This is a genomic window from Bifidobacterium sp. LH_743 (assembly GCF_056355775.1).
Genome location: NZ_JBKESZ010000004.1, coordinates 157469 through 180692 on the forward strand (window position 1 = coordinate 157469; position 23224 = coordinate 180692).

The following is a 23224-nucleotide window of genomic DNA, read 5'->3' on the forward strand; positions in this document are numbered from 1 at the left end:
GAATTCATCGTGTGGCCGCGGCAGCAGGCGCGGTGTTGCTGGCAATCGGCATGGGAGGTTGCGGCACGTCGGTTTCCGTGGTGACCAAGGGCGCGGCACAAGGACCGACGATCGCAATCGGCGTTGCGGCCGACCAGCCGGGGCTTGGTTGGCTGCATGGAGGCGAATATTCCGGTTTTGACATCGATATCGCCAAATATGTGGCGAAGACTTTGGGATACGCGGAAAAGCAAATCGTGTTCAAACAGGTGACACCGGCCGTGAGAGCCACGTCGCTCGCCGACGGTACCGTCGACATGATTGTGGATTCCTTCTCCACCGATGGGGTCCACGATGGCGAGGCTGATGTTGCGGGGCCGTATCTGACCGTGCATGAGGCTTTGCTGGTACGCTCTAGTGATTCGTCCACAATCAAGGGGCCTGATGACCTGTCCGGGAAAACAGTATGTGCGGTCACCGGCAGCGCGGCCGCGCGCGATATCCGCGACCGCGCTGAGCATGCGGTCGTACGGGAACGTGGCACATATCCGCAGTGTGTGACGGCGCTGATGATCGGCGAGGCCGATGCGATTGCGACGGATGATGCGATCGCGACCGGTCTGGCGGCCAACAATACGGGTGATCATTTGAGGATCGTTGACATCTCCGACGTTGAATGGTCCTACGGTATTGCCGTCAAATCGGGGCAAAGCGAACTGGTGGGGCAAATCGATGCCGCGTTGCGGGCGATGGTGAAGGACGGTTCATGGCAACGGGCCGTCGATGACATGAACGGAATGATCGGATACGTTCCTGACGCGAAGACGAATCCTCCAACGGCATCGGCCAAGGATTCCTCCTCCGATTCATCCATGCCATCGGAAAAATAACGGGACCGCACACGCCTGAATAGTGGTTGATTCCTTGCGAAGTGTCCAGTTGCGCGGCTAATTTCATGCATTATGAGTGACACCGAGAAAAGCGCGCAGGCGCAGTCGAACGAATCCGCTGAACCGTCGTTCCGCTACAATGCGAAGCTGGCGCAGGGCATCGAAGAGAAATGGCAGAAGATCTGGGACGATGAAGGCACCTTCTGGGCCGCCAACGTCAACGGCGATCTGAAGGATGGCAAGGGCCGCAATGCCGAAGGCCGCCCGTCCTACTTCGCGATGGACATGTTCCCATATCCGTCCGGCAAGGGTCTGCACGTCGGCCATCCGCTGGGCTACTTGGCCACCGATGTGGTCAGCCGCTACCATCGCATGAAGGGCGAGAACGTGCTGCACGCCATGGGTTATGATGCGTTCGGTCTGCCGGCCGAGCAGTATGCCGTCCAGACCGGTCAGCATCCGCGCATCACCACCGAGCAGAACATCGCCAACATGCGCCGCCAGCTGCACCGCATGGGCCTGAGCTTTGACAACCGTCGTTCCTTCGCCACCATTGATCCTGGTTATGTTCGTTGGACCCAGTGGATCTTCTCCCGCATCTACGACGCGTGGTATGACGAGGAAGCTACGAATCCTTCCGGTTCCAAGGGTTGCGCCCGACCGATTAGCACGCTGATCGAGCAGTTCGAATCCGGCAAGCGCGCCATCCCGGGCTTCGAAGGCAAGGCGTGGTCCGATCTGACCGAAGCCGAACAGGCCGATGTGCTCAACGACTTCCGCCTCGCCTACATCTCCAAGTCGCCGGTCAATTGGTGTCCGGGCCTGGGCACTGTGCTCGCCAATGAGGAGGTCACCGCCGAAGGCAAGTCCGAACGTGGCAACTTCCCAGTGTTCCAGCGCGAGCTGCGTCAATGGTCCATGCGCATCACCGCGTACGGCCACCGTCTGATCGAGGATCTCGACACCATCGACTGGCCTGAGAAGGTCAAACTCATGCAGCGCAACTGGATTGGCGAGTCCCACGGCGCTTCCGTGCATTTCAAGGTCGAGACCCCGGATGGTGTCAAGGACATGGAGATCTACACCACCCGCCCCGACACGCTTTTCGGCACCACTTTCGCCGTAGTGTCCCCTGAGCATCATCTGCTCGAGCATGTGCCCGCCGCATGGCCTTCCGATACCCCCGAGGATTGGAAGGGCGGCTATGACACTCCAGTCGAGGCCGTGAAGGCCTACCGCTTGGCCGCCGAAGCCAAGACTGCCAAGGACCGTGTGGACGAGGCGGGGGAGAAGACCGGTCTGTTCACCGGCCTGTACGCCGTCAATCCGATTACCGGAGCCAAACTGCCGCTGTTCACCGCGGACTACGTGCTCATGGATTACGGCACCGGCGCCATCATGGCCGTGCCGGGTGGAGACCAGCGCGATTACGACTTCGCCGTCAAATTCGGACTGCCGGTCATCTACACCGTCAAACCACTTCCGGAATCCGGTGACGACCTCGCCAACTACGAAGGCAAGGCGCCGTTCGTCTCCCATGACGGCATCGTTATCAACTCCTCCACTGATGCCACCAAGGCCAAGGGCGACGCCCTGAGCCTCGATGGTCTGCGCGTGGACGAGGCCATCGACAAGGTCAACGCATGGCTTGAATCCGCCGGCGTTGGCAAGGGCACCGTCAGCTACCGTCTGCGCGACTGGCTGTTCAGCCGCCAGCGTTATTGGGGCGAGCCGTTCCCGATCGTCTATGGCGAGGACGGAACCCCGCACCTGCTGCCCGACGATCAGCTGCCGATCAATCTGCCCGACGTGCCGGATTACAGTCCGAAGACATTCGATCCGGATGACGCCGAATCCAACCCGGAGGCGCCGCTGAGCCGTAACGAGGATTGGGTCAAAGTGGAGCTCGATCTGGGCGATGGCAAGAAGACCTATTACCGCGACACCAACACCATGCCGAACTGGGCCGGCTCCTGCTGGTACTACATGCGCTATCTCGACCCGACCGACACCAAGCACATGGTGGAGAAGGACGAGTTCGACTACTGGATGGGGCCTAACCACAACAAGACCGCCGGTAAGTCGGGTGGCGTGGACCTGTACATCGGTGGCGTCGAGCATGCGGTGCTGCACCTGCTGTACTCCCGTTTCTGGCACAAGGTGCTGTTCGATCTCGGTTATGTCGACTCCATGGAGCCCTTCCACAAACTGTTCAACCAGGGTATGATCCAGGCGTACGCCTACACCGACGACCGTGGCCAGTACGTGCCTGCCGCCGAAGTGGTGGAAGGTCCAGCCGACGCCAACGGCGAGCCGACGTTCACTTGGAACGGTCAGCACGCCAATCGCGAATTCGGCAAGATGGGCAAGAGCCTGAAGAACATCATCACGCCGGACGACATGTACGAGAACTACGGCGCCGACACCTTCCGCCTCTATGAGATGGGCATGGGTCCGCTGGCCGAATCCCGTCCGTGGAACACCCGCAACGTGATCGGCTCCATGCGATTCCTGCAGCGTCTGTGGCGCAACGTCATCGACGAGACCACCGGTGAAGTACGCGTCACCGACGGCGAGCTCGACACGAAGACGCTGAAACTGCTCAACAACACGATCGCCGACGTGACCGTGGAAATGGAGGCCATGCGTCCGAACACGGCCATCGCCAAGCTCATCGTACTCAACAATCATCTGACCGGTCTCAAGAGCGTTCCGCGCGCTGCGGTCGAACCGTTGATTCTGATGCTTTCCCCGATTGCCCCGCACATCTGCGAGGAGCTGTGGAGCAGGCTTGGACATACCGAATCCTTGGCACATGCGGATTGGCCGAAGGCCGATGAGCGCTACGTTGGCCAGGATTCCGTCACCGCGGTCGTGCAGATCAAGGGCAAGGTCCGTGCCAAGCTCGAGGTCTCCCCGGATATTGATCCGAAAGAATTGGAGAAGATGGCGCTTGAGGCCGTGGCCGACCGTCTGGGCGGCAAGGAGCCGCGCAAGGTCATCGTCAAGGCCCCGAAGATCGTCTCCATCGTCCCCGCGGAGTGACATTCCGTTCGCCGACCACCCCTCCAGGGAGAAGTGAGGCCTTCCGGCATCTGGCGACACACCGGACATGTGGATAACTCACGTTCTCTGACCACAGGGGCCGTTCCGGCTGGACAATGTGCCCATGCATCCTCCAATTTGGATGCATGGGCACATTTGTTTTTCGTTCCAAGCGTTTCATCCAAGTCGCCCGCGCGGCGAATGGCGACGTGGACGTGCCGCTTACCGCAATGCGGCTACGTGGACTCAGTCTTCCTGAAAACGTGGTTCGGCGTGATGCTTTTGCCGGCCCACCGCAAACGGAGAAACCGAACGAACCATCCGACCTCATGGAACATGCCGTTCCCGAGCGGACGTCGCATGGCGCGAAGCCGACATTGGAGGAGCTTACCGGAGTCAGACCGACGGATGGCACAGATGACATGGAACGGCCGAAACGGGACAGGCCGCGACTGGCGTTCCGGCCATTCCACGCGCTCATCGCCATCCTCGCACTGTCGTGCGCGTTATGCGCGAGCCTGACCATGCTGGTACAGCAGGCCACGCATTATGGCGCGATGCAACGAAACCAGACCACGCAATCGCAGGAACAGTCAAAGCAACGGCAATCGCAACAGGCTGGTCAGGAGACAGTCCAACAGACCCCGCAGCAAACTCAGTCCACACAGGAACCGCAAGAGACGCCAGCCGAGCCGTCGCAACCTCAATCGAACCAAATCGACATCAACACGGCCGGTCTGGAAGAACTGCAGACGCTCAAAGGCATCGGACCGGTCACTGCGCAACGTATCCTCGACCATCGGACGCGAATCGGCCGCTTCGATAGCGTCGACCAGTTGCTGGAGGTCAAAGGCATCGGCACGAAGACCCTGGAGAAATTCCGCGACCAGGCGTGCGTGCGATGAGCGGCGGCGACTATCTGGACAGGGAGCGTGGAAGCCGTGATTGGCGGCTGCTTCCGGCCGCGTTGTGCGGTTGGGCGGCGAGTCTTGCCGCCCATACCGGTTTTGGCTATTGCATGGACCATGACGGCACATTGGGATTGCTACCGATCGCCGTCATCGGCATGGTGCCGGTCGTTGCCGTATCGGGACTGACGTTTCTGCGACTATCCGAGCCTCTCCGACGTTGGCTGTCCGTCTGGCATGCGAGCGTCACTATATGCGCGGTCGCAGCGATCACATGCGCGTCCTGCGCCTTGGCATACGATCTGCTGCAATGGCGCGACCCCGCTTCCAGAGCGGTAGCGAAAGGAGAAGCCGACGTCATCACGGTCATACGTGCCACATCGCCGGCCGTCAGCTCCGATCGGCGTTCGAATGATTGCCGCCTCGACGCGCGCACCATGTCCATCACCATCGACGGTATCCAGCAGAATAGTTCGGCACGAATACGCGTATATGCGGACCGACCCGAATGCGGCAAGCTCAGACAAAGCGGCATATACGAAGTCTCGGGCACCATCTCCGAGGCGGAATATGGCGCCATGCCATTATGGCTGACCGACGCCGTGCTGATTGGACGAATCAGATCGCCCAGCATGCCGATGCGCGTCATCGATACGATGCAGCAGGCATTCCTCACGCAGACCGCGCAGCTATCCGACCAAGGAAAGGTACTGGTCCCGGGATTGACTTTGGGCATCCTTGGGCAGGATTATGTTCCGGTCGAAGGAGACGGCGTCGGCATCGACTCCACATATGCGGCGCAGGTCGAGGATGCGTTCCGTCGATCGGGAATCGTGCATCTCATGGCGGTCAGTGGTGGCCATCTGGCCGTGGTCGCCGCATTGGTCCGCGGCGTCTGCTCGTTTTTCCTTGCTCCGCGCCGAGTCTCCGCACTGCTGGTGGCCTCCGCGTACGTCATGCTGTCGGCGTGTGTGTTCCCGTCGGATTCGGTGTCCAGGGCGCTGATGATGGGTCTGTCTGGGGCGGCATGCCTGTTTCTGGGCAGACGGGGACAGGCGATGGCATCATTGAGCTGGACCACATTGGTCATGCTGATGGCATGCCCGCAGATGTCGCAAAGCTTCGGATTCGCCCTGTCCTGCGCCGCGGTGCTCGGCATCGTGCTGTTCGCTGGAACGCTCAACGCATGGATGATGCCGGTCATGCCACGGTTCATCGCCGAAGCCATGTCCATGACCATTTCGGCGCAAGTGTTCACCTTGCCGATCCAAGTGCTCATCGAGCCGGAATTGCCAATATTCTCCGTACCTGCCAATCTGATGGTGGCTCCATTCGTGGGTTTCGCCACACTGGCCGGTCTGGCGAGCCTGACAATCTCATGGCTCATTCCCTGGCTGGGTCTGCAACTGGCCCGTGTGGCGTCCTGGGGCACTTCGGTCATGGAACTGACCGCGCTCCATCTGGGATCCGGAGAACAGGCGACGATCCCTTGGGCCGGAGGAATCAAAGGAGCGGCACTCATCTGCGCTGTGGAAACCATATGCGTCCTGACGGCCATCACCATGCACCGGATTCTCGCCGCGATGATCATCCAGGAACCCGACCTGCCCGGGAAACGACTCATCATCAATCCCGTGGAGCGACTGCGTATGTGGAGTGAACGCACTAGGAAAGCATTGCGCGATCTGCAATGGGAACAATAGGTCCATCCATTTTGTCCACCGATACGGCGAGATTGAACAGTATGCCGAAACCATCCGCAGCAAACACGCCCTTCCACCTCGTATGCGGAGGAGACCCGTACCTGAACGACCGGACGGTACGTGATCTCAAGCACGAGGCGCAACGCCGGTATCCCGACGCGGAGACCATCGAACTCGACGCATCCGGCGTCGACCATTACGCCTTCGACGAGGCGGTAAGCCCGTCGCTGTTGGCGGACCGGTCCATCGTCATCGTTTCCAACCTGCAGAACGCCGACGAGAAGCTGGGAGATGCCATGGTCGCCTACTGCAAGCAAGCCTGCAAACAGCCCACGGACGCGAGCATCGTCATCTGCCAGCATGAAGGCGGCATGAAAGGCAAACGTCTGGTCGATCAGCTCGCCAAAGCCGGAGCATACAAGGACGCCGTCGCGGACCTCAAAAAACCGGAAGCCAAACTCAACTTCACCATGCAATGCTTCGAACGACGCAAACGCCGCGTCGATCCGATGGCGGCGCAACAGCTGGTGGCGGTATTGGGAGACCGGACCGGCGAACTCGCAGCCATGGTCGATCAGCTCTGCTTCGACTTCGACGACAATCCCATGACCATCGATCGAGTCAACCAGTACCTCACCTCCAATCCCCAAGTCGACGGATTCCGTGTGGCAGACCTCGCACTGGCGGGACGCACCGCCGACGCCATCATCGCCATGCGCTCATCCATTGAACAGGGTACCGCACCGATCGCGCTCATCGGAGCACTCGCCATGAAGCTGCGCACAATGGCTAAGGCTTCGGCCGTACGCGCCGGCACCATTTCCACCGCCGAGGCAAAAACGAATCCGTGGGTGCTGAAAAACGCCACGCGCCAGCTTTCCGGATGGACGTCAAGCGGTATGAGCGCCTGCATCCAAACACTTGCCTGGGCCGACGAGCAGAGCAAGACGAATGGTTCGGACCCGGTCTATGCTTTGGAACGGTCCATCGAACTGATCAGCCGTAAAGGACGTGCCGCATGAGCAACACCATCACCATCACAGCCGCGACCGGCGAGGACATGCGAACATTGGGGGAGCGCGTCGCCAGACTTACGCATGGCGGAGACGTGCTGCTGCTGTCCGGCCCGCTTGGAGCGGGAAAGACCACATTCGCGCAGGGTTTCGGCGCGGGACTCGGCATTGGCGAGCCCATCGTCTCGCCGACTTTCACCATCGCACGTGAGCTTGAGGGACGGTTCGCGGACGGTTCACCGGCCCATCTGGTGCATGTCGACGCCTACCGACTTGGAGGCAACGCCTACGCGCCCGGCCAGGATGCGGTCGGACGTCTGTTGGACGAATTGGAGTCACTGGGTCTGGATGAGGAATTGGAGGATCCCGGCGAGAACACCGTCATTCTGATGGAGTGGGGCGAGCAGATGGTGGCCGCCTTGGCTCCGGAACGTCTTGAAATCCATATCGAAAGACCGTTGAACACGCCTGCCATGGATACGGATGGCGAATTGACCAGCGCGGGCGCGCGCACGGTGACGCTGGTACCGGTGGGATCCTCTTGGGATTCGTTCGATTTCACCGCAGGCACACGTTGACAAGTCCATATGCCACCAGCATGCGCTGCAGGCGGATTCCAACGCCGGTTGTACAGTAGTGGACAGTTTGGCACAAGGAGTTTTGAGCATATGCAGACACTGGTGATTGACACCTCGTACGGTTCGACCGTCGGCGTGGTCGGGCATGAGCCGATCGTCGAGACGGATTCGCGCACCCACGTCGAGAAACTGCAGGTGAACATTGCGAGAGCCGTAGAACAGGCTGGACTGGAGGCGTCGGACATCACCCGCATCGTCGTCGGCGTCGGTCCCGCGCCATTCACCGGTCTCAGGGCCGGAATCGTCGCTGCCAAGGCGTTGGCTTTTGCCACCGGCGCGCAGTTGGTCGGTCAGGACGTGCTTTCGCCTCAGATTCTTGCACATCCGAATCCGGAGGATGGTCGTCGCCATCTGACGCTCGCCGTGAATGACGCGCGACGCAGACAACTGTATTTCGCGCTGTATGACGTGGAAAACGACATGAATGTTCCGGACGCGCTCATCGACATGGACATCGACTATCCGGATTCCATCGCCGCGCGCGTCAATGACGCTTTGACGAAGTTTCCCGAAACGGGCAAGCCGTATGCAATCGACATCGTCGGCCATGGCGCGGTCAAATACGCGAAATCCTGGGAAGCGATCGATGCGCTTGGCGAGGTGGATGATCATGCGCTGCTCGATGAGGGCGCGGATGGACTGTCCCGTTTCGCCGCCTTCGCGACCAGAGAGCAGGCGTTGTCCAAGCTGACGCCCGTCGAACCGCTGTATCTGCGTCGTCCCGACGTGTCCGTGCCGAATCCTCTCAAGCATGTGCTCAACCATGCCGGTGCCGAACGAACGGAATGACGGCCCGCATATGATCGTCAATCAATCGCAGATTCCCGAAGAAGCCGCCATCACGCAGATCGCGGCTTTGGAAACCGACCTGTTCGGGCGCGGCGCGTGGAGCGAGGAATCCGTCCGACAGGAATTCCATGCCTCTGCGCGCGTGTACCTGATAGATATCGAAGACGACAGTGCGAATTCGGAGAATCCCATCATTCGCGGATACGCCGGATACTGGTATGACGGGGACGACGCCGAAATCATGACGATTGGCGTAGGTAGGCCTTTCCAGCGACGGGGGATAGCGGCATCACTGCTCGAATCGCTTGTCGGCTCGGCCCGCAGACAGGGCGCCAAACGCATGCTACTGGAAGTGCGCGTTGACAACGCGCCCGCGCTGGCGCTGTACGAACGATTCGGCTTCACCAGAATGGGGTTGCGCAAGCGCTATTATCAGCCCGAGGGAATCGACGCGTACACCATGAGTCTTGATTTGGAGCCACGTGTCGTCGGCTTCAGCGCGACGCATCATCCGGAGACGGATGCGGCAATGGAACACACTTCAGAAGAACATATGACGGAGCAGCAATGAGCGAACCAATCGTACTCGGCATCGAATCGACCTGTGACGAAACGGCGGCGGCCATAGTAAGGGGACGCACCCTGATATCCAACGTCGTCGCGTCCTCCATGGACGAACACGCTCGCTACGGAGGCGTAATTCCGGAAATCGCTTCCCGCGCGCACGCCGAAGCCTTCGTTCCATGCGTGTCCAAGGCGCTTGCCGACGCCGATATGACGTTGTCCGACGTCGACGCGATTGCGGTGTCGGCCGGCCCTGGTCTCGCCGGCTGTCTCGCCGTTGGCGTGTCCGGCGCCAAATCGTTGGCTTGGGCCGCGAACAAGCCGATCTACGGCATCAACCATGTGATAGGGCATATCGCCGTGACACAGCTGCAGTTCGGTCCGTTCCCCAAGGACACGCTCGCCTTGATCGTATCCGGAGGACACACCTCGCTGTTGCACGTCGAGGACGTGGCACGACATATCGACGTGGTGGGCACCACGCTTGACGACGCGGCCGGCGAATGCTTCGACAAGGTCGCGCGGCTGCTTGGATTCCCGTATCCGGGCGGTCCGCACATCGACCGTCATGCGCAGTTGGGCGACCCGCACGCCATCAAGGTCCCGCAGGGACTCACGCAAGGCAAGGCCGGTCAGCAGCATCCCTATGATTTCAGTTTTTCCGGCGTGAAAACAGCCGTCGCGCGATGGATCGAGGAACAGCAGGCCGAAGGCAACGAGATTCCGGTTGATGACGTATGTGCCTCTTTGGCCGATTCCGTTGCGACGGTGCTTGCCAAAAAGGCGATGCGAGGATGTGAGCAATACGGCTCGAAAACCCTGATTGTCGGTGGAGGCTTCTCCGCGAACTCGCAGTTGCGTGCCAAGCTGTTGGAGTTCGGAGATGCGCATGGAGTCGAAGTGCGCATCCCGCAAATCAAACTGTGCACCGACAACGGCGCGATGGTCGCCATGCTGGGCGTGAATCTGGTCGAGGCGGGCGTCAAACCTTCCAACCCGGATTTCGCCATCGATTCGGCCATGCCGCTGACGAAGATTTGCATGTGACGTTTCGCCGCTGCATACAGACAAGACACGCGGGGATTTGCGTTTTGTCGTTTTTCGCATATTATTTTTGTCTTGTGCACAGTGTGCATGAAACATTCCTGCGTAGCTCAGTTGGCAGAGCATCCGACTGTTAATCGGACGGTCACTGGTTCAAGCCCAGTCGCAGGAGCTTAAGACGCGAACCCTTACGGGAGTAGGGTTCGCAGGTCGTTCCGGAGGAATATTCGGGGGCGTCAAAAACGAATATTCTCTGATATTCTCAGACAAACTCGCCATGACACGCCGAGAAAAGGCTTCGGAGGGGCTTCTGAGGCCCGTCCGGGCGTGTCGCGGCATCCGGTCGGGCTGCTGCCGGAAACCCGTCAGAGCAGCGCTCAGGGGCGTCCATGGGGCGATGAGCGGCGAGGATGCGGAGGATGGCCTTTCGACCGGCTTTCGACCATGACGGTCATAACGAGGTCGAATCACGGTCGAATCGTGGTCGAAACCATGTACGAGGGTATGGTTGTCTCAATATGTGAGACTTCACAATGTTTACATAAATACCGTAGACACGGTGTCAAAAACACGCAGAAATATACCCCCTTTACACGAATTAACAATCTCGTTACATGTTCGTAACATAAAAACCGCCATTTTCCAACGATTTGCTTTTTGCGTGTTGCGGTCATCGGTGACCGCAGCGTGACCGCAGATGACCGCAAGTGACCGCAACCCCCCGTCAAGTCGCAAAAACGTTGGAATAACGCCATTTTCAGCACCAAGAACAATCGAAAAAACGGCAAAAAACACGGTAATACTAGTAAGTAGACCTATAAGTATCGACTTATAATTAAGTCTACCTATAAGAACATGAGCTGACCTAAGAGTTTACTAGACCTGCGAGAAAGAAAAAGATGTTTTAATTACTCGCTTCGCTCGTAATTAACACATCCAAAAAGAAAGTTCGCGTGCTAAAATCGCAGCTGTGACGCCGAAGCCGCTTGACAATCCGCCGTTCGGCGCTCCCGCATCAGTCGGCGTTCCCCAGCCGCCAAACCCCGAAACAATCCACGAAGGACCGCACACCCCCAATGCCATCCGCCATCGCCGCAGAATCCAACCGGACCATCCCCGAAGCCCGCCACCTCCACAAGTGGAACGACGAATACCAGTACGAAAACCTTCTCCTCGACGTGCTCCGCAACGGCACGCCCACCGACGACCGCACCGGCGTCGGAACATACTCCCTCTTCGGCACGCGCATGGAATTCGACCTAGCCGAATCCTTCCCGCTCATCACCACGAAGAAGGTCTTCCTCAAAGGCGTCATCTACGAGCTTCTATGGTTCCTCAAAGGCTCTACGAACGTGCATTGGCTACAGGAGCACGGAGTACACATCTGGGACGCATGGGCGGACGAAAACGGCCAGCTCGGACCCATCTACGGGCATCAATGGCGAGACTGCGACGGCATCGACCAGATCGCCAACGCCATCGACGCCATCCGCCATAATCCGGACTCCCGCCGCATCATCGTCAGCAGCTGGAACGTGCCGCAAATCAACGACATGGCTCTGCCGCCATGCCACTGCCTGTTCCAATTCCACGTGCGCGGAGACAAGCTCGACTGCCAGCTCTACCAGCGTTCAGCCGACATGTTCTTGGGAGTGCCATTCAACATCGCATCCTACGCACTGTTGACCATGATGATCGCACAGCAGACCGGCTACAAGCCCGGAAGATTCATCTGGGTCGGCGGAGACACCCACATCTACCGGAACCACCTGAAGCAGGTCGTGGAACAGCTCTCCCGCGAGCCGCGCCCATATCCGCACATGAGCATCGACAAGGCTGACAGCATCGACGACTACGCGTATGAGAACTTCCACCTCACCGGCTATGACCCATGGCCCGCGATCAAGGCACCGGTGGCCGTCTGATACATAAAAAAACGGGGACACCCTCATAGAAGGGATGTCCCCGTTTTTTTTTGTATGCGGTCACATCATGCTGTCCGACGACGCCACGATGAGCACGACCACTACACACAGGACGATGCCGATGCCAAGGAAAATCCACGCGTTCGCCACATGTGTTGAATTACGCGAGTTGATGAATCATGGGCGTTTCTCAAACAAGCCATCCTTGAGAATCTGCCGGTAATCCGTAAGAACCTGCATGGTCACGTCCAACTCCGCCGCCATATGCCAGGTGTCGCCGTCCCACGTCCGTTCGGCCATGGCGAACTCGGCCGGGCTTATCAACGTCAACGCCGTCTCGCGTCGCGCCCTACGCTCGCACTTCACGCCGAACCGTGTGCCGCAGCCGAGATCACGGTACTTCGCGTGCACAAGCTCATGGCATAGGGTGCAGAGCCTCTGCCGGTCGTTCAACCAGTCGGCAAGCCAAATCGTCCGCAGCCGGTCGCAAAACAATCCGCAGGTAGTGCCGGGAATATCGGATTCCAAAACCTTCAACCCCATGGCTTCGGCCTGACGTTCCAAAACGTCGATGGTGATTCGAGACATTGTTCCCTTCGTATTATTAGGCGGCGGCATCACGAGTGAATACCGCCGCCATATTCATCGCTGTCGTCAGTCTTCAGGTGTCTCGGCCTCAAGCCTCGCGTTCGGATCGTCGTTCGCGGCCATGTCGAACTCTTCACGGTAGATGATCGGACTGTTCACCCAGTCGGCGTCCGCGTTTTCCTTGAGACGGCGTGCGAGTTCCTGAAGCAGCTCGTCATTCGAAGCGTCATGCAGCCTTGCGACGGTCTTTCCTTTAGCCATCTCGTCGGCTCTTATATATCCGAACTCAACCAGAGCCTCTACAGGGGACTTGTGGTAGGCGCGTGCAATAAGAATGACGTTCTCGGCGCTGAAACCAAGGGCATTGTTGTATTGCCTCCAAGCGGTTGTCTTGATGATTCCCGCTTTGAGGGCTACTTCGGCGATGGTGTCGCCTTGGACTGTTTCTTTGAACCATGTTTCTTTGCTCATGGTTTCATTATGCAACCAAACCGGTTGCAAGTCAACACGCCGAGCGAGTTGCGAAATAAAAAAACATGTTGCATGATGTAACCACAAGTTGCAAAAAGAAATTCAAGGTTGCGAAAGGAATCACTGATGGCTGAATACAAAATGCAGTTCCGAGACGGCTTCCTAGACCGAACCAAACAAATGAGCGGCCTCAAAACAGACGAAGCCTTCGCCGGAGCAATAGGAGTCAGCGAAAGCGTCCTAGCCCGAGCCAAGAAAACCAACGAATGCACACCACTCATGCTCATAGGACTCTACAAAGCATTCGGCTTCCAACCCGGAGAAATCGCCCAAATCAAACAAACCGCCTAACCACACCACACAACGCCAACGAGCAAAAGGACAACCAATGAAAATCACCACACCACACGGCACTCTCGAAGGCGAAAGCATCGAAGCCATCCTCAAAGAACACGGACTCGACTGCCTGAGCGGTGCCGACCTGCGCGGTGCCAACCTGCGCGGTGCCGACCTGCGCGGTGCCAACCTGCGCGGTGCCAACCTGCGCTCTGCCGACCTGAGCGGTGCCGACCTACGCTGTGCCGACCTGCGCTCTGCCGACCTGCGCTCTGCCGACCTGAGCGATGCCGACCTGAGCGGCGCCAACCTATCGGAACTCACCGTCGCCCAAACCAGCATCCTCCCGGACGAAGGCGACATCATCGGCTGGAAAAAAGCCATCACACTCGACGGAGCGCCCATCATCGTAAAACTTCTCATTCCGGCCGACGCGCAACGCTCCAACGCCACTGGCCGCAAATGCCGCGCCAGCACAGCGCGAGTGCTCGACCTGCAAGACAAGCAAGGCAACAGCCTCCCACCGGATACCACGGCGTACAGCTCATACGATCCAGACTTCACCTACCAAAAAGGCGAAACCGTGCACGTCGAAGACTTCGACACCAACCGGTGGGACGAATGCGCCACCGGCATCCACTTCTTCATCACCCGCATCGAAGCAGTCGAATACTAGGAAAACCCAAATGAACGAAACCAAACAGCAGAGGCTCAAATACCTCACCGACAACGGCTACCTGCACAATCTGCGAGGAGAGTTAGGAATGTCCACTAAAACGCTAAGCCTCCTCACAAAACTGCCAGAGGATATGTTCACCGCCATCATCCCAAAGGATGCGAAGAACGGAGATACTGGAAACGTGATTCTTCCAGAAGATTTGGTGAAAGCCATGCGCAGAGGCTCTAAAGAGCTTCAAGCCAAATACAACACCCTCGACATGATCGACATTCTCTACGCGGAGGCAACCAAATGAGCAACGATATTGTCGAGGTCCCATTCAATGGGAGTGCGATGATCGCTCAAAGGTTCGATGACGGTGAAATCTACACTGCGTTGAAACCTATCTGCGAGAACATCGGCATCGCATACAACGGACAGTGGGAACGACTCAACAGAACGCCATGGGCAACCATTCGTATGATACGAACAGTTGGCGCAGACGGCAAACAACGTGACATGGTGGCAATCAGCCGCAAGACGTTGACCATGTGGCTCGCCACCATCGACACGAACCGACTCAGCGACGAACAGGCACGCCACAACGTGACCGTCTACCAGCAGGAAGCCGCCGAAGCCCTCGACCAGTATTTCAACGAGGGTGGCGCAATCCGCGTTTCCGATGCTGATTCCGATGAAGACATCATGGCCCGTGCCGTGCTCGTCGCGCAGAAGACCATCGAACGCAAGAACCAGCAGCTTCAAGCCAAGGACGCGCAGATCAGGGAACTGGAACCGAAGGCTCAAGCACTTGATGATTTCACGAACGTGGAAGACAGGCTGCTTGTCCGCGACGCGGCAAAGGTACTGTCGAACGCCGGAACCCCCATCAAGGAAAAACAGTTGCGCGAATGGATGGCCGACCATAACTGGATTTTCAAATCCGGTGGCTCTTGGCGGGCAACCGCAGAGCATTGCACTGCCGGTCATCTCGTGATGGTCATGTCCCAAAAGCATGGAGTCAAGGATGATGGCACGGAGTTCGCCTTCCCTCCCACCGTGCGCATAACCCGCAAGGGGTTGGCACTGCTGCACAAGCGTCTTGGCGAGATCGCCCTGGACAAGGCGCTTGACGCGGAGGTGGCGGCATGACGTTGTTGAATCCTCCCGCACCACCACAGGAGTTCGTTCTTGACACTGGCGGACACTGCGTGTTCCGCATCAACGAGCGGAAAGGCGCATCCATCGTCGAAAAGGACGGAAAAAAGACGAGCACATTGTATGCGATTCCAGAATCGAAACTGGCTGCGTTCATCCAATGGGCTTCCGACGTTCACGGTCAATCACGATAGGAGACAGTAATGAAAGACGATTACAAGACCCGCATGGTCGAAGAATACCACGAACTCAAGGAACGCATCAGCAAACTCGATGATGCCGTCACTAGATACAAGAGGGGAGAGCTTGAGTTCAAACCGAAATGCCTTGGCGGCATGACCGTCGCCCAACTTTACATCATGCAAGACTACTTGCACGTCCTCTTCGACCGCATCAAAGCCATGGGCATCAGCCCCGAATCCGACGACGTGGAACCGGAGGAGAAGCCACTGCCAACGGAACCGCAGTCGCATGGCCTCTTCATCCCACGCGACGGCAAACCATACCTGATTCTCCATGACACGGACGGCACATGGTCATACGTGACGAACACGCCTGCCGTCATGTGCAGAATCAGCTGTTGGAATGAATTGTCCTACGATATCAGCAATTTCAGTGGATACCTTAACTGGCATCAGCTGGTCGAAGACCTCCAAGATTCAGCCTTCCCACTCATCCCACTGGAAGCCTCAAGCATGCCGACAATCGCCAAGGCGCTCGCCGACAACAACTGATTCTTCCCCATCCGCCTGCAACCCGGATGGGGACCCATAAGCTTCGCCAGCCACTCCGATAAACAATCAAACAATGAAAAATTGGACGTTTATCGAATATCCACGTTCACCGGCTGGCAAAGATGGAACATCCCATGATGTTCCATGCCGTGGCGAAACACATCCAAACGAACCGTCACAAGCGTTTGCATACACGCGCCGCCACGGCAATCGTCCAAGCCCACGCAGTGGGAACAGGAACCGTACCACAAGACCATCGTCAATCGAACCAGACACCACATCTTCTCCTGTACTCGAAGGTATACGACGATGATCCCGAACGGCTCGCGGTCCGAATCCGCGCTTGGACGCCAGCGGCATGACGTCAACGCCACCCATCGGGACGAAGTTTTTCACTTGGTTTTCTCCGCCCCGCATCGGGAACGATGGTCAGCCAGACTGGTTTTCCTTATTTTCCCAGTCGCCCCGCACACCCTTTTGCGAGCCAACCGTCCAGCGTCATGCCGCAACCCGCCTACACCAACCACCAATCCAAGGAAGGAGCACACACAAATTGACGGCACCCATCATCTTCGAAGACGGCATCCTCACCAAACCGGAGGCCATAGCCTTCACCAAAGTCGGCGAGGACAAATTCGACAAACTGTACGGTCCACTCGGCTATCAGGCCGGGAAGAACAAGCTTTTCACGAAGAAGGAACTCTTGCTCAGATTCTACGAGATCAAAGACCAAGCCAAGGAGGCGGACAAGTGAACACCAGCAGACTGGTCACACCGAAGGACATTCGCGACAGGAGGTTCAAACTCGCGTTCCTGTTCATGGGATACGACGCCGACCAAGTTGACGACTTCCTCGACGACTGCGCCCTCACCATCCACACCCTCTGGATGGAGAACCGGAAACTCTCCGTCGAGAACAGTCGGCTGAAGGACATGAACCGGACCCTCAGAACCGACGTGAGCTTCTACAGGCTCGCGGCGGACACGGCGGAACACCAATTCAAGGAGCAGCAATGACAGGAAAAACCGAATACGATTTCAGCGGCCTGCGGGCGGACGAACTCAACTCCACCATCGCCGGACTCACCGCGTTGAACAAGCGCAGCGCCGAAGCGTTGAAGGCCGCGAAGGAGGAGTGGACCCGCCCCCATGACGGAGGAGACAGCGAACACGCCCAATTCGGCGGAATCGACGCTGGTGAAATCACCCTCAGCAAGGGAACCGAAGGCAAATACGTGATAGTGGACGAACGCGCCTACGGTGCCATGCTCCACGACAACCAGTATCTCATCCCCGGCGAGACCGCCGCTGCGGAAGCCGTATGGATGCCCCGCCCCGAAGCGAAGACCCAAGCCTACCTGAAGGACATGATCGCGGACCATGGCGGCGAGTTTCCGCCCGGCGTCGAGTTCAAGCCCGGACGCGCCCAGACCGTCACCCTGCGCACCACGCGGGGATTCGTCGAAAAGGTCTTCACCGGCGAACTCGCGCCCAGAATGTTCAAAATGCTCACCTCGAACCTCGAAGAGGAATAATCATGTGCAACACACTCACAGTCACGGAAGAGCAGTCCACTTGGACTCCCCAACAGTTGACGGCGTTGAACCATCTCGGAGTTCAAAACGCGCAGCCCGCCGACCTTGCCGTGTTCCTGCACCAATGCCAGCGTACCGGACTCGACCCGTTCAACCGTCAAATTTACATGATCGGCAGGCGTCAGCAGCAGAACGGCCAGTGGATTGTCAAGCAGACCATCCAAGTCGGCATCGACGGTTTCCGTACCATCGCCCGTCGTGCCGCCGACCGCAATCACGAACTGTTCAGCGAACCCGAAACCCTCTGGTGCGGCGAGGATGGCGTCTGGCATGACGTGTGGATAGCGCCGACCCCACCGGTCGCAGCCAAGGTCACCGTCAAACGCGGCGAAGGCGAGTTCACTGGCGTGGCCCTCTATCGAGAATACGTCGGCACCCGCTTCGACAAGGATACCCGCCGTCAGGTGCCCAACAGCATGTGGGCTTCGAAGCCAGCGACGATGATCGCTAAATGCGCTGAGGCGTTGGCCTTGCGTAAAGCCTTCCCGCAGGATTTGAGCGGCCTGTATTCGACCGACGAGATGCAGCAGGCCAACAACAAGCCCGACGAGGAGGTCGTCGAAGCCGAGGTCGTGGACGAGCAGCCACGCCAACAGCCACGTCGATACGCTCCGCAGGCCCGTCAGGGCAAGCCAGAGCAGCCTGCCGAGTCCGCTCCGCAGAACGGTCCCGCAAGCCCCGACCAGTTGAAGGAGGTCACCGATATCCTCCGCGCCTGCAACATCAAGCCCGACGAGGCGGACGCGTTCCTACAGAAAATCCTCCGGACCACGAACGTCACCAGCATGAACCTCACGGCAGTCCAAGCCCACGAGTTCATCAACGAATACCACAAGCACATGCAGCAGCAAGGAGCGGCACGATGAGTAAGTACGACCCGGAACATCTCACCAAGGACGACCTCGACCAGATCGCGGCACGTCATCTCACGGTTACCGTGACCAGTCCATACGGCATGTCATACAGGGGCAAAGTCAAGCAGCTTGATTCCGATGACGTGTTCGAAGTTGAGAAAATCGACCGCATGTCCGCAGTGTTCCTTGACGAAATGCTGTTCTCGGACCTGTACCTGTACTACATCCTGTACCCGGTCGGCACTTTCCATGACGACATTCCGACACCGGCCATCGCGTTCTCTAAGACCACGCTCGAAACCGATGTGGTCCACAATTTCATCACCGCCATCGATGACGCGAACATCGACGAGCATGAGGGCGAGGAAATCACCGCCGACGAACTGAAGGCGAAGCTCGTGGAACAGGAAACCCCCGAAGACGGTACGGCAATGGACGCGTCCGCCAAGAAAGCCAAGAAATGGGAGGCCAAACTTCCGAAGGCCAACGGATTCTACAAGGCCGCTACCGGCAGCGTATGGCTCCTCACCGGCGACGTATGGACGCCAATCCTGAACCATTACGGCAACGTTCCACCGAACGCCTTGCAGCAGACCACCGAAGCGTTCGCCGTCAGCAGCGGCCATTCGAAACGATTCCCGTTCGAACGCCTATGCGAGAAGCCACTGCCGACAAAGCCGGGCTGGTACAAGAGCGCCGACAAGACAACACTGTTCCACCTCGACGAGTTCGGAGTGTGGAGAATGACCGCCTACATGGCACCGACCTTCTCCACGCTGGCAGGCAACGGCGAATGGAAGACGAAATACGTTCCCATGCAGGTTGACGAGATCATGCCCGAATCGAAGATGCGCCAGTACATGCCGCTCATCCACTACATGCTCGGCCTCAAACAGCCGAAAGAAGAAGAATACGAGGAGAACTTTTGAACATCACCAGACGCGCCGGATGCACGTGCGAATACTGCGTTCATAAAAATCCGGTCCAGACGGGCCTCATCCCATACTGCCGCAAATGCGGACGCACCGACTGCGCCGCCGCGCGAAGCCACATGCTCATGTGCAACGTCGAAGCGGCCAACCGCCACAAAGCCGCAGACCGTCTACGAAACATAAAACCGAAGGACCAGCAAGGCTGGGTCGGACTCGAACCAAAACATCTACGAAACAAGGAGAACATCAAATGAGCACGCCAACCATCACCCTCGTCGGACGAATCGTCAAGATCAAGAAGGACGGCGACCTGTACAGGGCTGGAACCACGAAGACCGGCAAGAACTACATCCAGTTCCGTATCCTCTGCTCCAACAGGGTCAAGAACGAGGACGGCTCGTGGGGCTACGGCGCATCCTGCTCCCGCACCTGCGAGGCTTGGGGTCCGATAGCCGCGAACATCCAGAACAGTCTCAAGGAGGGCGACGAGTACATCGTCGTCGGCACCGAATCCGACGAACGATTCGAGGATTCGTCCGGCCTCATCCATTTCACGCAGAAGGTCAATGTGCGTGAGGCCGGTCCGAGCCTCCGCTGGGGTGTCGCGCAGCTCGTGGACACCAACCAGCAGTACGGCCAACGGCAGGCGGCACCCGCTCCCGCAGCCGCTCCGGCCATGCGCCCGCAGGCTGGCAACGACCCGTGGAGCGGAGCTGGATTCGACTCCTTCGGCCAGCCCGTAGGAGAACCGGCGTTCTGATGCCACGCAACCGACAGTCGGCGAAAAAAGCCGGAACGGCAATGGAAACGGCGGTGGAACACTACCTGCAATGGGCGTTGAACGACCCACGCATCATCCGCCGCCGTCTCCACGGCAGCAAGGACCTCGGCGACATCGCCAACATCTACTTCCACGGCCAGCCCGTATGCATCGAAGTCAAGAACACCAGCCAGCTCAACGCCACGAAACACTACAACGAGGCGTTGGAGGAAGCCGGAAACCTTGACAGCCCATACCCGTGGGGTCGTGCAGAAGAAGCCACGCGTCGGACTGTCCACACTCGACCGAATCGGCCAACAGCTCGCCTACACCGACTGGGACACGTACAACACCATGTGCGACTTGGCCGACGACGACAGGTACTTCACTCCACGAATCAGAACCGAATTCCTAGGCAGACGCAAACAGTTCGCGTGCATCACGCTGAAAAGCCTCACGCTCATCCTGAACAACGGACTGCCACTCGGACCGGAAGGAAACTGGGAATGATCGCACTGGTAGCCACCATCGGACTCATGGTTGCAAGCATCGGCCTCATCATCATGCTCGCCTCCATCGGCCTCATCCAAAACAAGAAGCCATCCGGCGACTGGCTGTGGATAGTCGGCATGACCATGCTCGAAGGCGGAGTGATAACCATCGTCATCGACATCGGGATAGGACTCACGACATGACAGGAGACCCGGAAGTGAGGGACGGATACACCCGGCTCGACAACGGATTCTGGGCCGACGCGAGGATACTCAGACTCCGCGACGAGAATCCCAGAGCCGCGCTCATCTACGCGATGGCGCTCAGCTGGTCAAGCTGCAACCTCACGGACGGCGACATCGACACCGACCAACTCACCTACACGCTCGGAGCCACGGAACAGGACATCGACACGCTCATCCGCATCGGCCTGTTCCAACAGACCATCACCGGCGTCCACATCAACGAATACCGGTCGAACGGCAACCACACCAGACTGGAAATCGCCGACCGCACCGCACGCAACACGGCAAGCAAACGCCGCAGCCGCGCACGGCAGGCGTCCGACGACCGGTATTCCACCGAATTCGAAACGTTCTGGAAAGCCTACCCACGCCACGTTGACAAACGACCCGCATGGAAGGCATGGAAGAACGCGATACAGGACACGGACGTGGACACCATCATGAACGGCGTCCGACAGTACGCGAGACAGGTCGAAGTCGAAGGAACCGAACCGAAATACATAAAATACGCGGCCACATGGCTCAACGCTGCGGGCTGGGAAGCGGAATACGACACGAAACCCACGCTCACCGTCCGTACGAATCCGAACATGCCAAGCCGCAACGACCTCAACCGCATGGCGAACCTCAACCGGGCATGGCAGTACATGACCGAAGACGAACGCCAACGCGCGATGGGAGGAACAGGATGATAAGCAAAGGAGAAGCCGCGATGCTGCTCACCACGATCAACTCGCATCACGGCAACGCCCAATGGGACGACATGCAATTGGACTCGTTCCACCGGGAACTCGACCCGCGCAACAGCCTGCAAGACATGCGCACGGCGGTCATACGCTTCTACTCCACGCAGACGGACAAGTGGATGCGTGCCGCCGACATCAACAGGATATGCCGCAGAATGCGGGCCGAACGAACCCCAAGCGAGCATGAAATCCAACAGCTCGCCGCCGAACATGATGTGCAGGCCGACGACTATTGGGCGTTCCGACGCCGAGTGATCTTCGGTACCGCCAAGGAGGCGTTGACCCTTGGGGACGCGGTAAGCAAGGCGCTGGCCGAACGCGACAGGCCACAGCTCGCATCCAAACCCGCCCCAACCCATGACCGGAGAACCCAATCCGGCATGAGCAGCATCGGCAGCCTGTTCCCGACACTATGAGACCGGTAGTGACCAACGAGTACGGCATCCCCGAAGCCCGCAAGGCGCAGGACAGATACCGGCGACACAAGGCAAGGGAAAACGAAATCCTCAAGGAACTCAAACCACCCGCCGTCGAACACGTGGACCTGACCGGACTCGAAACATACATCCAACATCTACGAAATCCAAAGGAGCCAACAATGAGCACCCAATACCTCATCTGGCTTGACGTCGAAACCAGCGGACTCGACCCCATGGCCGACACGCTGCTGGAAGTCGAGGCCAGAATCACCAACATGAAAGGCTGTCCCGTACTCGCCGACGAAAACGGCAACGGACTGAGATTCCACAGGGTAATCCGTCTGGGAGACAACACGCCCATCCGCACGTTCAATAGCAGAACCATCGACATGCACTCACGCAACGGACTCATCAGCGAATGCATGAACGCGAAAGACACGCTCAAGGACGTGGACGCGCAGATGACCATGTGGCTCACCGGAACGAACATCGACCCCGGCATCATGCATCCGGCAGGCACCAACGTCCAATTCGACCTCCAATGGCTCGACGCGAACATGCCCAACCTGAGCGTCCTGCTGCACAAGCTCAGCCACAGGCGACTCGACCTGACCAGCATCAGGCTCGCGGAAATCGCCAAAGGCATAAATCCATACGACTGCGGGCACGCCACCACGCACCGGACAAGCGACTGCTTGGACCGCGATCTCACCGAATACGAAAACATTGTCAAGTAAG

The 23224-nt window shown here is 58.5% G+C and carries 29 protein-coding genes and 1 tRNA gene; 28 read left to right on the top strand and 2 right to left on the bottom strand.

Translation table 11 applies throughout. From position 1 onward, the window contains the following. Positions 1-11 precede the first annotated feature (11 nt). From AC1ATL_RS06985 to AC1ATL_RS07035, 11 genes are all read left to right on the top strand, one after another. Positions 12-869 (top strand): transporter substrate-binding domain-containing protein, encoded by an 858-nt coding sequence (locus AC1ATL_RS06985; protein WP_476569574.1) that lies wholly within the window; start codon positions 12-14, stop codon positions 867-869. 72 nt (positions 870-941) lie between these two features. After that, on the top strand, positions 942-3914 hold the full coding sequence (gene leuS, locus AC1ATL_RS06990; protein WP_476569576.1) for a leucine--tRNA ligase: 2973 nt from the start codon (positions 942-944) through the stop codon (positions 3912-3914). A 146-nt stretch (positions 3915-4060) separates the two neighbouring features. Continuing rightward, the gene (locus AC1ATL_RS06995) at positions 4061-4819 is read left to right on the top strand and encodes a ComEA family DNA-binding protein (protein WP_476569578.1); all 759 of its coding nucleotides are present in this window, start codon (positions 4061-4063) and stop codon (positions 4817-4819) included. Beyond that, positions 4816-6525: a ComEC/Rec2 family competence protein gene (locus AC1ATL_RS07000; RefSeq protein ID WP_476569580.1), complete on the top strand. Its 1710-nt coding sequence runs from the start codon at positions 4816-4818 to the stop codon at positions 6523-6525. The genes AC1ATL_RS06995 and AC1ATL_RS07000 overlap by 4 nt, the downstream gene beginning before the upstream one ends. Positions 6526-6566: 41 nt before the next feature. Further along, a complete protein-coding gene (gene holA / locus AC1ATL_RS07005) occupies positions 6567-7547 on the top strand; it encodes a DNA polymerase III subunit delta (protein WP_476569582.1) in 981 nt (326 codons plus the stop codon). After that, positions 7544-8116, top strand: coding sequence for a tRNA (adenosine(37)-N6)-threonylcarbamoyltransferase complex ATPase subunit type 1 TsaE (gene tsaE, locus AC1ATL_RS07010; protein WP_476569584.1), 573 nt, complete (start codon positions 7544-7546; stop codon positions 8114-8116). Before holA ends, tsaE begins: the two co-directional genes overlap by 4 nt. Positions 8117-8206: 90 nt before the next feature. After that, positions 8207-8965 carry a tRNA (adenosine(37)-N6)-threonylcarbamoyltransferase complex dimerization subunit type 1 TsaB gene (tsaB, locus tag AC1ATL_RS07015; RefSeq protein ID WP_476569586.1) on the top strand — a complete coding sequence of 253 codons (759 nt, stop codon included), beginning with the start codon at positions 8207-8209 and terminating at the stop codon, positions 8963-8965. Between the two features lie 10 nt (positions 8966-8975). Beyond that, positions 8976-9536, top strand: a complete 561-nt coding sequence (gene rimI, locus AC1ATL_RS07020) for a ribosomal protein S18-alanine N-acetyltransferase (RefSeq protein WP_476569721.1) — start codon at positions 8976-8978, stop codon at positions 9534-9536. Continuing rightward, positions 9533-10576 (top strand): tRNA (adenosine(37)-N6)-threonylcarbamoyltransferase complex transferase subunit TsaD, encoded by a 1044-nt coding sequence (gene tsaD / locus AC1ATL_RS07025; RefSeq protein ID WP_476569588.1) that lies wholly within the window; start codon positions 9533-9535, stop codon positions 10574-10576. Before rimI ends, tsaD begins: the two co-directional genes overlap by 4 nt. A 96-nt stretch (positions 10577-10672) precedes the next feature. Next, positions 10673-10745: transfer RNA gene (locus AC1ATL_RS07030), tRNA-Asn, on the top strand. 904 nt (positions 10746-11649) lie between these two features. Continuing rightward, positions 11650-12498: a thymidylate synthase gene (locus AC1ATL_RS07035; protein ID WP_476569590.1), complete on the top strand. Its 849-nt coding sequence runs from the start codon at positions 11650-11652 to the stop codon at positions 12496-12498. A gap of 177 nt (positions 12499-12675) precedes the next feature. Here AC1ATL_RS07035 and AC1ATL_RS07040 read toward each other — a convergent pair whose 3' ends face one another. Together AC1ATL_RS07040 and AC1ATL_RS07045 are read right to left on the bottom strand one after the other, a co-directional pair. Beyond that, a complete protein-coding gene (locus tag AC1ATL_RS07040) occupies positions 12676-13086 on the bottom strand; it encodes an ImmA/IrrE family metallo-endopeptidase (protein WP_476569592.1) in 411 nt (136 codons plus the stop codon). A 66-nt stretch (positions 13087-13152) separates the two neighbouring features. After that, complete coding sequence (locus tag AC1ATL_RS07045) at positions 13153-13557, bottom strand: hypothetical protein (RefSeq protein ID WP_476569594.1); 405 nt, start codon at positions 13555-13557, stop codon at positions 13153-13155. A gap of 126 nt (positions 13558-13683) precedes the next feature. Between AC1ATL_RS07045 and AC1ATL_RS07050 the strand changes: the two genes are divergently transcribed. The 17 genes from AC1ATL_RS07050 to AC1ATL_RS07130 all read left to right on the top strand — a co-directional run bounded on the left by AC1ATL_RS07050 (position 13684) and on the right by AC1ATL_RS07130 (position 23223). After that, positions 13684-13908: a hypothetical protein gene (locus AC1ATL_RS07050; protein WP_022245205.1), complete on the top strand. Its 225-nt coding sequence runs from the start codon at positions 13684-13686 to the stop codon at positions 13906-13908. 37 nt (positions 13909-13945) lie between these two features. Next, the gene (locus AC1ATL_RS07055; RefSeq protein ID WP_476569597.1) at positions 13946-14569 is read left to right on the top strand and encodes a DUF5758 domain-containing protein; all 624 of its coding nucleotides are present in this window, start codon (positions 13946-13948) and stop codon (positions 14567-14569) included. A gap of 10 nt (positions 14570-14579) precedes the next feature. Next, on the top strand, positions 14580-14867 hold the full coding sequence (locus AC1ATL_RS07060) for a hypothetical protein (RefSeq protein WP_476569599.1): 288 nt from the start codon (positions 14580-14582) through the stop codon (positions 14865-14867). Beyond that, positions 14864-15703 (top strand): phage antirepressor N-terminal domain-containing protein, encoded by an 840-nt coding sequence (locus tag AC1ATL_RS07065; RefSeq protein ID WP_476569601.1) that lies wholly within the window; start codon positions 14864-14866, stop codon positions 15701-15703. The genes AC1ATL_RS07060 and AC1ATL_RS07065 overlap by 4 nt, the downstream gene beginning before the upstream one ends. Beyond that, entirely contained in the window at positions 15700-15903 is a 204-nt protein-coding gene (locus AC1ATL_RS07070; protein WP_085346072.1) for a hypothetical protein, read from the top strand. The genes AC1ATL_RS07065 and AC1ATL_RS07070 overlap by 4 nt, the downstream gene beginning before the upstream one ends. Before the next feature lie 9 nt (positions 15904-15912). Next, entirely contained in the window at positions 15913-16443 is a 531-nt protein-coding gene (locus AC1ATL_RS07075; protein WP_476569603.1) for a crAss001_48 related protein, read from the top strand. A 553-nt stretch (positions 16444-16996) separates the two neighbouring features. Next, complete coding sequence (locus AC1ATL_RS07080; protein ID WP_476569605.1) at positions 16997-17197, top strand: hypothetical protein; 201 nt, start codon at positions 16997-16999, stop codon at positions 17195-17197. After that, entirely contained in the window at positions 17194-17460 is a 267-nt protein-coding gene (locus AC1ATL_RS07085) for a DivIVA domain-containing protein (protein WP_476569606.1), read from the top strand. Before AC1ATL_RS07080 ends, AC1ATL_RS07085 begins: the two co-directional genes overlap by 4 nt. Further along, positions 17457-17978: a hypothetical protein gene (locus tag AC1ATL_RS07090; RefSeq protein WP_476569608.1), complete on the top strand. Its 522-nt coding sequence runs from the start codon at positions 17457-17459 to the stop codon at positions 17976-17978. The genes AC1ATL_RS07085 and AC1ATL_RS07090 overlap by 4 nt, the downstream gene beginning before the upstream one ends. A 2-nt stretch (positions 17979-17980) precedes the next feature. Continuing rightward, positions 17981-18904, top strand: a complete 924-nt coding sequence (gene bet, locus AC1ATL_RS07095; RefSeq protein ID WP_476569610.1) for a phage recombination protein Bet — start codon at positions 17981-17983, stop codon at positions 18902-18904. After that, positions 18901-19821, top strand: coding sequence for a hypothetical protein (locus tag AC1ATL_RS07100; protein ID WP_476569612.1), 921 nt, complete (start codon positions 18901-18903; stop codon positions 19819-19821). The genes bet and AC1ATL_RS07100 overlap by 4 nt, the downstream gene beginning before the upstream one ends. Before the next feature lie 253 nt (positions 19822-20074). Then, positions 20075-20584: a single-stranded DNA-binding protein gene (locus tag AC1ATL_RS07105; protein WP_476569614.1), complete on the top strand. Its 510-nt coding sequence runs from the start codon at positions 20075-20077 to the stop codon at positions 20582-20584. Positions 20585-20827: 243 nt separating this feature from the next. Next, positions 20828-21094: a hypothetical protein gene (locus AC1ATL_RS07110; protein WP_476569616.1), complete on the top strand. Its 267-nt coding sequence runs from the start codon at positions 20828-20830 to the stop codon at positions 21092-21094. Further along, the gene (locus tag AC1ATL_RS07115; protein WP_476569618.1) at positions 21091-21279 is read left to right on the top strand and encodes a hypothetical protein; all 189 of its coding nucleotides are present in this window, start codon (positions 21091-21093) and stop codon (positions 21277-21279) included. The genes AC1ATL_RS07110 and AC1ATL_RS07115 overlap by 4 nt, the downstream gene beginning before the upstream one ends. Then, complete coding sequence (locus tag AC1ATL_RS07120) at positions 21276-22013, top strand: hypothetical protein (protein WP_476569620.1); 738 nt, start codon at positions 21276-21278, stop codon at positions 22011-22013. The genes AC1ATL_RS07115 and AC1ATL_RS07120 overlap by 4 nt, the downstream gene beginning before the upstream one ends. Further along, a complete protein-coding gene (locus tag AC1ATL_RS07125) occupies positions 22010-22483 on the top strand; it encodes a hypothetical protein (protein WP_476569622.1) in 474 nt (157 codons plus the stop codon). The genes AC1ATL_RS07120 and AC1ATL_RS07125 overlap by 4 nt, the downstream gene beginning before the upstream one ends. A gap of 182 nt (positions 22484-22665) precedes the next feature. Further along, positions 22666-23223 (top strand): 3'-5' exonuclease family protein, encoded by a 558-nt coding sequence (locus tag AC1ATL_RS07130; RefSeq protein ID WP_476569624.1) that lies wholly within the window; start codon positions 22666-22668, stop codon positions 23221-23223. Position 23224 lies beyond the last annotated feature (1 nt).

Bases quoted from the DNA above. Each gene is read 5' to 3' on its own strand.
- leuS (WP_476569576.1), top strand. From the start codon at position 942: ATGAGTGACACCGAGAAAAGCGCGCAGGCGCAGTCGAACGAATCCGCT.
- AC1ATL_RS06995 (WP_476569578.1), top strand. From the start codon at position 4,061: ATGGGCACATTTGTTTTTCGTTCCAAGCGTTTCATCCAAGTCGCCCGC.
- AC1ATL_RS07000 (WP_476569580.1), top strand. From the start codon at position 4,816: ATGAGCGGCGGCGACTATCTGGACAGGGAGCGTGGAAGCCGTGATTGG.
- holA (WP_476569582.1), top strand. From the start codon at position 6,567: ATGCCGAAACCATCCGCAGCAAACACGCCCTTCCACCTCGTATGCGGA.
- tsaE (WP_476569584.1), top strand. From the start codon at position 7,544: ATGAGCAACACCATCACCATCACAGCCGCGACCGGCGAGGACATGCGA.
- tsaB (WP_476569586.1), top strand. From the start codon at position 8,207: ATGCAGACACTGGTGATTGACACCTCGTACGGTTCGACCGTCGGCGTG.
- rimI (WP_476569721.1), top strand. From the start codon at position 8,976: ATGATCGTCAATCAATCGCAGATTCCCGAAGAAGCCGCCATCACGCAG.
- tsaD (WP_476569588.1), top strand. From the start codon at position 9,533: ATGAGCGAACCAATCGTACTCGGCATCGAATCGACCTGTGACGAAACG.
- AC1ATL_RS07035 (WP_476569590.1), top strand. From the start codon at position 11,650: ATGCCATCCGCCATCGCCGCAGAATCCAACCGGACCATCCCCGAAGCC.
- AC1ATL_RS07040 (WP_476569592.1), bottom strand. From the start codon at position 13,086: ATGTCTCGAATCACCATCGACGTTTTGGAACGTCAGGCCGAAGCCATG.
- AC1ATL_RS07045 (WP_476569594.1), bottom strand. From the start codon at position 13,557: ATGAGCAAAGAAACATGGTTCAAAGAAACAGTCCAAGGCGACACCATC.
- AC1ATL_RS07050 (WP_022245205.1), top strand. From the start codon at position 13,684: ATGGCTGAATACAAAATGCAGTTCCGAGACGGCTTCCTAGACCGAACC.
- AC1ATL_RS07055 (WP_476569597.1), top strand. From the start codon at position 13,946: ATGAAAATCACCACACCACACGGCACTCTCGAAGGCGAAAGCATCGAA.
- AC1ATL_RS07060 (WP_476569599.1), top strand. From the start codon at position 14,580: ATGAACGAAACCAAACAGCAGAGGCTCAAATACCTCACCGACAACGGC.
- AC1ATL_RS07065 (WP_476569601.1), top strand. From the start codon at position 14,864: ATGAGCAACGATATTGTCGAGGTCCCATTCAATGGGAGTGCGATGATC.
- AC1ATL_RS07070 (WP_085346072.1), top strand. From the start codon at position 15,700: ATGACGTTGTTGAATCCTCCCGCACCACCACAGGAGTTCGTTCTTGAC.
- AC1ATL_RS07075 (WP_476569603.1), top strand. From the start codon at position 15,913: ATGAAAGACGATTACAAGACCCGCATGGTCGAAGAATACCACGAACTC.
- AC1ATL_RS07090 (WP_476569608.1), top strand. From the start codon at position 17,457: ATGACAGGAAAAACCGAATACGATTTCAGCGGCCTGCGGGCGGACGAA.
- bet (WP_476569610.1), top strand. From the start codon at position 17,981: ATGTGCAACACACTCACAGTCACGGAAGAGCAGTCCACTTGGACTCCC.
- AC1ATL_RS07100 (WP_476569612.1), top strand. From the start codon at position 18,901: ATGAGTAAGTACGACCCGGAACATCTCACCAAGGACGACCTCGACCAG.
- AC1ATL_RS07105 (WP_476569614.1), top strand. From the start codon at position 20,075: ATGAGCACGCCAACCATCACCCTCGTCGGACGAATCGTCAAGATCAAG.
- AC1ATL_RS07115 (WP_476569618.1), top strand. From the start codon at position 21,091: ATGATCGCACTGGTAGCCACCATCGGACTCATGGTTGCAAGCATCGGC.
- AC1ATL_RS07120 (WP_476569620.1), top strand. From the start codon at position 21,276: ATGACAGGAGACCCGGAAGTGAGGGACGGATACACCCGGCTCGACAAC.
- AC1ATL_RS07125 (WP_476569622.1), top strand. From the start codon at position 22,010: ATGATAAGCAAAGGAGAAGCCGCGATGCTGCTCACCACGATCAACTCG.
- AC1ATL_RS07130 (WP_476569624.1), top strand. From the start codon at position 22,666: ATGAGCACCCAATACCTCATCTGGCTTGACGTCGAAACCAGCGGACTC.